The sequence below is a fragment of the Microcoleus sp. K5-D4 genome, from assembly GCF_036704575.1.
In the GTDB taxonomy this organism is placed as follows: domain Bacteria; phylum Cyanobacteriota; class Cyanobacteriia; order Cyanobacteriales; family Microcoleaceae; genus Microcoleus.
Map to the genome: position 1 here is coordinate 1845 of NZ_JAUBSD010000142.1, position 8731 is coordinate 10575.

Annotated in this window: 3 protein-coding genes; all 3 read right to left on the reverse strand. The window is 48.1% G+C overall.

Annotation, left to right across the window (positions count from 1 at the left end):
* The coding region (locus QUA77_RS27595; protein ID WP_333453772.1) for a DUF4347 domain-containing protein at window positions 1–3578 on the reverse strand (3578 nt) is incomplete at its 3' end.
* 1522 nt (window positions 3579–5100) lie between these two features.
* Window positions 5101–5421: a DUF6464 family protein gene (locus tag QUA77_RS27600; RefSeq protein ID WP_333041385.1), complete on the reverse strand. Its 321-nt coding sequence runs from the start codon at window positions 5419–5421 to the stop codon at window positions 5101–5103.
* A 425-nt stretch (window positions 5422–5846) separates the two neighbouring features.
* Window positions 5847–8324 (reverse strand): phosphoenolpyruvate synthase, encoded by a 2478-nt coding sequence (gene ppsA, locus QUA77_RS27605; RefSeq protein ID WP_333041386.1) that lies wholly within the window; start codon window positions 8322–8324, stop codon window positions 5847–5849.
* Between the last annotated feature and the right edge of the window lie 407 nt (window positions 8325–8731).

The following is an 8731-nucleotide window of genomic DNA, read 5'->3' on the forward strand; positions in this document are numbered from 1 at the left end:
ACGGAACTACCAGCAGGAGCAGATGTGAGACCGCTTTTGGACGTAACCAGGTCGGCTACAGCATCGATCGAGGTAATGACTCGCCCCCCCGCCTGACCGGGCAATGCGACTGTCGAGCCGTCGTTGTTGGTTAAGTCCGGGTCAAAAGTGGACGCTCGACTCAAGACAATGTTGGTGATGCTCGTCAGGGTAGGCGGCGGTACAAACATCAGGGTGCGGGTGACGCTGCTGCCGCTGGCTAAAGTCGCGATCGCTGGGAAATCGATCGTCCCTGTGTCTGGATTGTAGGTTCCTTCATCGGACACGCTGACATTAGTTAAGCCGGGAATCAGGCTGTCGGTGATGACTACGTTGGTCGCGGGACTCGGCCCTAAGTTGGTAGTAGTAATTGTATAAAGTAGCGTGTCGCCCACCTTGATGCTGGCCGGAGCCGTTTTTTGGGTGACAACATCGGCCACAGCATCGATCGAGGTAATAACTTGCCCCCCCGCCTGACCGGGCAATGCGACTGTCGAGCCGTCGTTGTTGGTTAAGTCCGGGTCAAAAGTGGACGCTCGACTCAAGACAATGTTGGTGATGCTCGTCAGGGTAGGCGGCGGTACAAACATCAGGGTGCGGGTGACGCTGCTGCCGCTGGCTAAAGTCGCGATCGCTGGGAAATCGATCGTCCCTGTGTCTGGATTGTAGGTTCCTTCATCGGACACGCTGACATTAGTTAAGCCGGGAATCAGGCTGTCGGTGATGACTACGTTGGTCGCGGGACTCGGCCCTAAGTTGGTAGTAGTAATTGTATAAAGTAGCGTGTCGCCCACCTTGATGCTGGCCGGAGCCGTTTTTTGGGTGACAACATCGGCCACAGCATCGATCGAGGTGGTGACGGTGGCGTTGGGGTTTGTACCGTTGTTGTTGGCCGGAGTGGAGTCGGGAGTGATGGAGGTACTTCTGGCCGTGTTGCTAATGGAAGTTAGGCTGGGCGGTACTGTGAAGCCGATCGTCCGGGTGAGTGTCTCCGCGTTGGCGATTGCCACCGGCCCAAAGGTGACAATGCCTGTCACTGGATCGTAAACGCCACCGTTAGATGCCGTGACTCCGGTTAACCCCGGAACTATGCTGTCAGTGATGGTTACAGCTTCTGCAGGACTCGGCCCTAAGTTGACTGTAGCGATTGTATAGCTGACCAAGCTACCGGCGCGAGCATCCGTAGAGCCGGTTTTGGTGGTTGCCAGATCCGCGTTGGGCGCAATACTTGTTGTAACCGTAGAGTTAGTGGGAGTGCCGTCTTTGTTGGTTGTCGAGCCGTTGTTGTTAGTGGCGATCGGATCGAAAGTCGCCGCGCTACTCCGGGCGGTGTTGCTGATGTCGGTACGGGTGGCTGGGGCAATGAAACTGATGGTGCGGGTCGCAGTAGCCGCATTTGCCAGCGCCGTCAGTGCTGGGAAGGTGACAATGCCCGAAACAGGGTCGTAAGTGCCGCCGTCCGATACGCTGACTCCTGTTAAACCCGGAATAATGCTGTCAGTGATTGTCACATCGGCAGCGGGGTCTGGCCCCCTGTTAGTCGTAGTCAATGTGTAGGCGACGCTTGACCCTGCCGAAGTAGTCACAGGGCCACTTTTGGTAGTAACTAAATCCGCGACTGTATTGACAACTGTGGTAAAGACTACACCAGGCCCCTCGATTTGCCCAGGTGCAAGCACACCGCTGTTGTTGCTGAGGTCGGGGTCGAAAGTCGAGCTAGTGCTGAATGCAACGTTGGCAAAACTGCTACCGCTGGTTAAACCGGGCGGCAAATCAATTGTCAGTGTGTAAGTCAGAGTCTCGCCGGCATTTAGAACCGGAATTAACGGCCAGGTGACAGCCTTGGTTTGGTTCACGTAAGTGCCGTTGTTGGAGGCACTGAGAACCGGGGGCAATCCGCCCGGACGCAGCAGTTCTAAAGGTATTTCGTCTTGAATCAGAACATTTGTAGCAGGCGCTGGCCCCCTGTTTACAGTAGTAATCGTGTAGGTAATGCTGCTTCCGGGCTTGACGAACTGCGGGCCGGTCTTAATAGTGGCAACCTCTGCGGTGATACTGGGAGGATTGATAGTTTCAACTACGAGGTTTTGAAGTTCGTGAATGTTGTTGGCGGCTCCTGTGGAACTGCCAAAACCAAATTTGAAAATTGGCGGTACTCGGCCGTTTTCGGTTGCCAAGTTGGGGATATCGATCAATGTAGTTTCGTAGATGTCGTCGAAATTTTCATCGAAGGCAACGGTGAGGCGAGAGGGTTCCACCGGATCATTAGATGGATTCAGCGTAATTTGAACGGATCTTTTGGCTAAATTGCGCTCGCTCGTGAACGTATTGCTGAAATTAAAACTGCGGCCGGCAATAGGGCCACTAAAGTCAATGCTCGTAGGAATGTTATCGATGCCGAAGGGAACGATCGCATTTGTTAAAAACTGATAACCGTCTGCTTGATTTCCTCTAACAGTTACTGAATCAGGTCTGAAAGAACCAATAGAGGAGCCGGGAATCGGAGGCGGCTCTGGCCCAGAGCGCCCTTCTGTGGATGTTGAAAAATTGCCAAACTCGTCAAGCCCAATGCCTAAATAACCTCCCTCAATACCGGGTATACCCGTTCGTGGAGCGTAAGCCACAGAACCGCCATAACCCCCAGTCCTTGTTGGGCTAACAGTGCCGTCAATCAAGAAGAAACCCAGCCCGTCCCCTGGCTGAGGGCGAATATTGGGTTGCGGAGCCTCAAATTGCTCCCTTGAACCGTAAGAATAAAAATCAAACTGAACTCTGAGACCGTCGGTTGAAGGAATGGGGTTGTTGTAGATAACGAAGGCTTCCCGAAGGTTTACTGCTGGAGTTAATAGCAGAGCGCCATCGCCGGGACTTGCACCGCCCAAAGCCGGAAGTACGCCGGATACTGTGCCTCCGGTAATGCCGGGGATAAGTTGATCGGCTGCTGGAAGGTTACTGCTGGGATCGAACAGTGCCCCGTCGTTTCCCCCGTAAATCCAAGGCCCCCTAACTGTGGAGTTTTTGAAGGTTTCGTTAACTAATGTGCCGAGGGCGTAAGGGTAGGCTTCGAGCACTTCTTTTTCAATGGCGATTCTCGCCTTTATTTCCCCGGTCGCAAATTTTAATTGCCAGTCGCCGCCGAGTGCCGCACTCCCCGTCAAGTTGTCGGAAGCTGCAATATCTGCACCGACAATCAAGCTCAGCCTCCGCACGAAGGCCTCGCCGTTTTCCCCCGCTGCGACGCTGCACCCGAATAACAAGATATCTCCTCTCTCGCTGAGGACTTTTCCCCACTGCTGTAACAAATGGCTGTAGGTTTGTAAGTTGTCGTTGCAGAGTTCGATCGACCCTAGCTGCACCCCCGCTTCTCGACCGTGAGAAACTATCTGAAGGCTGTCTAAATCGCTGCAATTAGCCAGAATTCTAGTAATTTGCTCGACTCCATCCCGCGTCGAGTCCAATACAAATACCTCTGTGTCGGCTGTTGCTCCTCTTGCCAAACTGTCGAAGTTCTCTACTCTGGCATCGAGAAACAGTACATTTTTTAGAGTCCGGGCGCCCACAGACTCGGTTGATCGTAAAAATTCTCTGTGGGGATGCCCAATTCCCGCGTCGCCACCAAGTTTGTGAGACAGGAAACACTCGTCTGCTTTTACTTGTTTTATTGGTTTTTTCTGAGGATAAGTAGTTGTTGTTCGGAACTTTGTGCCAGCAATCCTTGCGGTGGAGTCACATATTTTTTTGGTTAGAAAGATTGATTTCTTGCAGATGCTTTGCATGGTCAAATTGTCTCACGGATTGTAGATGATGTACCTAGTTCAAGATGATAGTTATCACGTCTTGAAAAGAAGGTTGAATTGCAGACTAAGAGGCTCTGCTGCTTGACTTAAATCAAGAGCAAAAAGCGAATTTTACTCACCAAAAAGCAGTGCTATATTGATATTTGATAGCATTGAAAATATAGCCGGCAGAAGCGCTGATGATTGGGGGTTTAAATCCCAATAACCTTTCTATCGGGTGACATTTTGCCTTCGGCTTTTTTCTGTTATGTTAGCGAGTGTATCTGTTACACGCCTAGCTCTGACATCGCGCAGTAGATAAGAACACGAGTTCTCAAAAATTTACTTGATGAGGTTTTCTGTACCTCGTCTAATGCACTTTAGTTTGCAGATAAAACTCTCTATTTCTAGACGTATAAACCTGGTTTGAGGGACGAAAAGACTTCTTTGCAGCCCTCGCTCCCGGTAAACAACTCGGTTTCTTTGGTGTTGGTGTGCAAGCCCTGTTCACAATAGCAACCACACATTAATTAGGGAGTGATAGCCGTCACATAATTATGCCGACCGTGCCCGAAGTGTCATTCAACTGAGATCTTTTACCATTATCAATAACCCTTCTATGGGGGGGTTCTCCTGCCCAGCCCATAAGAAAATTCACTTGTTGTGGAACAGACCAGAAAGCCTATTCTTGAAAATGGTGCAACATATGAGATTCAATTGAAATCGGCATACCCTGTATCGACGAAGCGTCTTAAAAATTCATGACTTGGAGTCTGGAGATAGCAATCTAGGTTTGAGACTGTTTCGCTACGATCGCAAAAACAGATTCGTGCAGCCCACAACTAACTTCTCACACTGTCAACTTAGAGTCTTCGAGCAGGTTTCTGTTTAAGATAAATGCTCGGGACAATGTTTCGTGCAGAATTTTTCATGATGTTTTGGAGAAACTGATTTGGAGATTTGCCCCTCAGCTACTTACGATTTTTGTTGGCTAATTTTCTTAACTGCAGGAGTTACGACCAGGAGACTAGAAACCCAATTTATTCCTAGATTTCTCGCCGCCCAACCAAAATTTATCATCTAAACCTGGTTTCTGATCGTAAGTCCTCAACTAGAAAAACACCCAACGCAATTCCCCTGTTATAGCAACTGTAACCAAGCAATAATGCTCGATTAGGTTTTAACTGCTGAGTTTGGGCGTGGGTCGTCCAAAACAAGCTTCAACAATAATCCTTACACGTAAGTACATCTTAACTCATTGATTATTACATCCGCAAATAGACGTAGATACAAGCACCAATATAAGCTATATCTTTTGATCCCCAACGTCAAGTGTTCTGGCTTGGTAATACCGACAATCTTGACAGGGCCCAGAAGGATTGACAGCGCAGCGAATGTAATTTGAGCGGGCGTTATACTCGCAAGTGATATCGCCGATCGAGTAACCGAGGCTTTGTATGTAAGTGCGATCGGCAGTTGGTAGTGGAGTTCGCATGGGTCTATTCGCTACCGCAAGTCTGGCCGCTGCAATTCTGTCGCGGGCTTGGCTCTGGGCAGAGCGCATCACCCACAAAGACAGCAGCGACGGAGCTAAACCTATGAAAATAATCAGGAGAGCAGTTAGCACATTTTCAGAGCTTATGTGGAGAATATGTTTGTTGATTTAGGCGATGGCAACAGAAAATCCTCCCCTAAAAGACGGTTTTAAATAAGAAAAGTTCCCGATCAATTCTCAAACTATGTCGCCCGTGTGTTAACCGTTAGCTGGCGGCTGAGTCGGGCGATCGCGCGCAGCGCCAGGGTTCAACAAAGCCAGAAGTGCTGATATGATGTGATATTATGTCAGGTCAATTATCAGCAATGAAATAGGTTTGTAGTGACGAATGCAAGTCCTGATAAAAATTAGAGGACTTGGATTAATCACTACAAACGCGAGAGCGATTATTTTACAGGAATACATATGAGAAACCGAGTCGAGTTCAAAAACAACCAAGCCAGAACATGGGGTAGCTATTGTTTGAGAAACCCGGTTGCTCTCCAAAACCAAAACGGTTAAACCTTAGCAATATCCCCCGCTAAATCCATCAACGAACCCGCGCCCTCCACCTTAGCAACATCTAACAAAGTTTTCAAAACCGAATCGGGATTCAAACTCATCGAATCAATTCCCAACTCAACCAAGAAACGAGCAAACTCCGGATAATCGCTGGGCGCTTGACCGCAAATCCCAATCTTGCGATCGTACTTCTTGGCAGCTTTAATCGCAATTGCTACCATTCGCTTGACAGCTTCATTCCGTTCGTCAAAAATGTGTGCGACTAAAGCAGAATCCCGGTCTAATCCTAATGTTAGCTGAGTTAAATCGTTAGAGCCGATCGAGAATCCGTCAAAAACTTGGGCGAATTCGTCAGCAAATATGACATTGCTCGGCAATTCGCACATCACATACACTTGCAAGCCGTTCTCGCCCTTAACTAAACCGTGTTTTGCCATCTCGGCTAACACTTTTCGCCCTTCATCTGGGGTGCGACAAAATGGAATCATCGGAATCACATTTGTCAAGCCCATTTCGTCGCGAACTCGCTTTAATGCTTTGCATTCCAAAGCGTAAGCTTCGCGGTAATTCGGGTCGTAATAACGAGAGGCGCCACGCCACCCGATCATCGGGTTTTCTTCCTTGGGTTCAAACTGCCGACCTCCCAAAAGATTAGCATATTCGTTGCTCTTGAAATCGCTCATCCGCACGATAACTGGATTTGGATAAAATGCGGCGGCAATTGTGGCAATTCCGTGGGCGAGTTTGTCGGTGAAGAAATCGGGTTTGTGTTGGTAAAGTGCTGTGAGTTCTGCAATTTCTTCCTTGACTGATTCATCCACTAATTCATCAAAGTGAATTAGTGCCAGTGGGTGTGCTTTAATGTGATTTGCAATGATGAATTCCAACCGCGCTAAGCCTACGCCGTCGCAAGGAATTGCTGATAAACCAAAGGCTTCTTCTGGGTTCCCGACATTCATTAAAATTTGAGTGCGGGTGCGGGGTAAATTCTCGATCGCAGTTTCTTGAATTTCAAAAGGAAGCAAACCGGAATAAACTTTGCCTTCGTCTCCTTCGGAACAAGAAACAGTGATTTCTTGATGATTTTTCAAGATTTGAGTGGCGTCGCCGGTGCCGACAATGGCGGGAATTCCCATTTCTCTGGCTATGATGGCGGCGTGACAAGTGCGGCCGCCGGAATTGGTGACGATCGCACTTGCTTTTTTCATAATCGGTTCCCAATCCGGGTCGGTTTTGTTGGTAACTAAAACTTCTCCTGATTGAAATTCAGCGATTTTGTGCACATCTAAAATTATGCGGGCTGGGCCTTGTCCGATTGATTCGCCAACGGCGCGTCCTTTTGCTAAAACTGCACTGCTACCTTGCAATTTGTAGTTTCGCAAAACTTTAGCAGACTTTTGAGATTGTACTGTTTCGGGTCGCGCTTGGACAATAAACAATTCGCCCGTATTGCCGTCTTTGGCCCACTCAATGTCCATCGGGGTATAAGTCCCGCGCACTTTAGAGTAGTGTTCTTCGATGACTACTGCCCATTTTGCTAGTTGCAGAATTTCATCATCTTGTATGGCAAATTTATTTTTTTCGGCTGCTATCACGGAGACGTTTTTGGTGTATTTAGAACCGCCGATGTCGTACACCATTTTGAGTGTTTTGCTGCCGAGGCGTTTGTCTAAAATCGGGCGAAAACCTTGTTTTAATGTTGGTTTAAAGACGAAGTATTCGTCGGGGTTGACGGTTCCTTGGACGACGTTTTCGCCTAATCCGTAGGCGGCGGTTACTAATACGGCGTTTTTGAATCCGGTTTCGGTGTCGATGCTGAACATGACGCCGGAGGATGCTAAGTCCGATCGCACCATTTTTTGGACACCGACTGATAGGGCGACTTCAAAGTGGTCGAAACCCCGCTGTTGGCGGTAGGAAATTGCGCGATCGGTGAATATGGAAGCAAAGCATTTGTGACAGCATTCGAGGACGCCAGCGCAAGCTTGGACGTTGAGGTAGGTTTCTTGCTGTCCCGCGAAACTGGCGTCGGGTAAGTCTTCGGCGGTGGCGGAGGAACGCACTGCTACGTCTGTACTGTCGCCGTAGCGATCGCACAATTTTTCGTAAGCATCCGCGATCGCCGCTTGTAGTTCTCGCGGAAATGGTGTGTCCAGAATCAGTGCCCGCGCTTGCTTGCCTTTTTGTCGCAGGTTTTGCAGATCTTCTACATCTAAATCGGCAAAAATTTCGCGCAATTTAGCTTCTAAACCCGCTGACTGGATAAAGTACCGATAAGCGTGTGCTGTAGTTGCAAATCCGTTGGGAACTCTAACTCCTTGGCCCGTTAATTGTTGAATCATTTCGCCCAAAGAAGCATTTTTACCGCCTACTAATGGGATGTCAGCGATACCTACTTCATCAAATAACAATACTAAGGCTTTTTCTTTGGGAATTAAACCGGCTTTTTGTTCAATTGCTAAATTGTCGAGCATTGCTTTTTACCTCTCAACTTCCTCTCAGTTCTGCCCAAGGACAGAAAACAAAAGACAGCTTATTTTTAATTGTAATTTTGTTACCAAAATTCTCTGATTTTTTCCTAGGCTGTATCAACCGAGTTTTCGATTGCCTCTATTTCAAGATTATCACTTTTTGGCTAAATAGCAAGGCCTGTTGAGATATTTTATTTGATTGCAAAAAGTAAAGAAATCGCAGTAATGAGTTTATGTAAGGTATCATAAAAGAACTGGTAAAAATATGAATAGCGAAGATAGTTCCCACCGCTTTTTTGGCGTTGAGCGCTCATTGGTGCGGGGATATCGCTCCATTTGTGACAAGTTAAGAAAAAGTGCAAATTGTCAAGGGGGTAGACCAAAAAAGGTAAAATAGGATGAAACCTTTA

Coding starts and splice junctions, on each gene's coding strand:
- ppsA (WP_333041386.1), bottom strand. CDS start 8,324: ATGCTCGACAATTTAGCAATTGAACAAAAAGCCGGTTTAATTCCCAAA.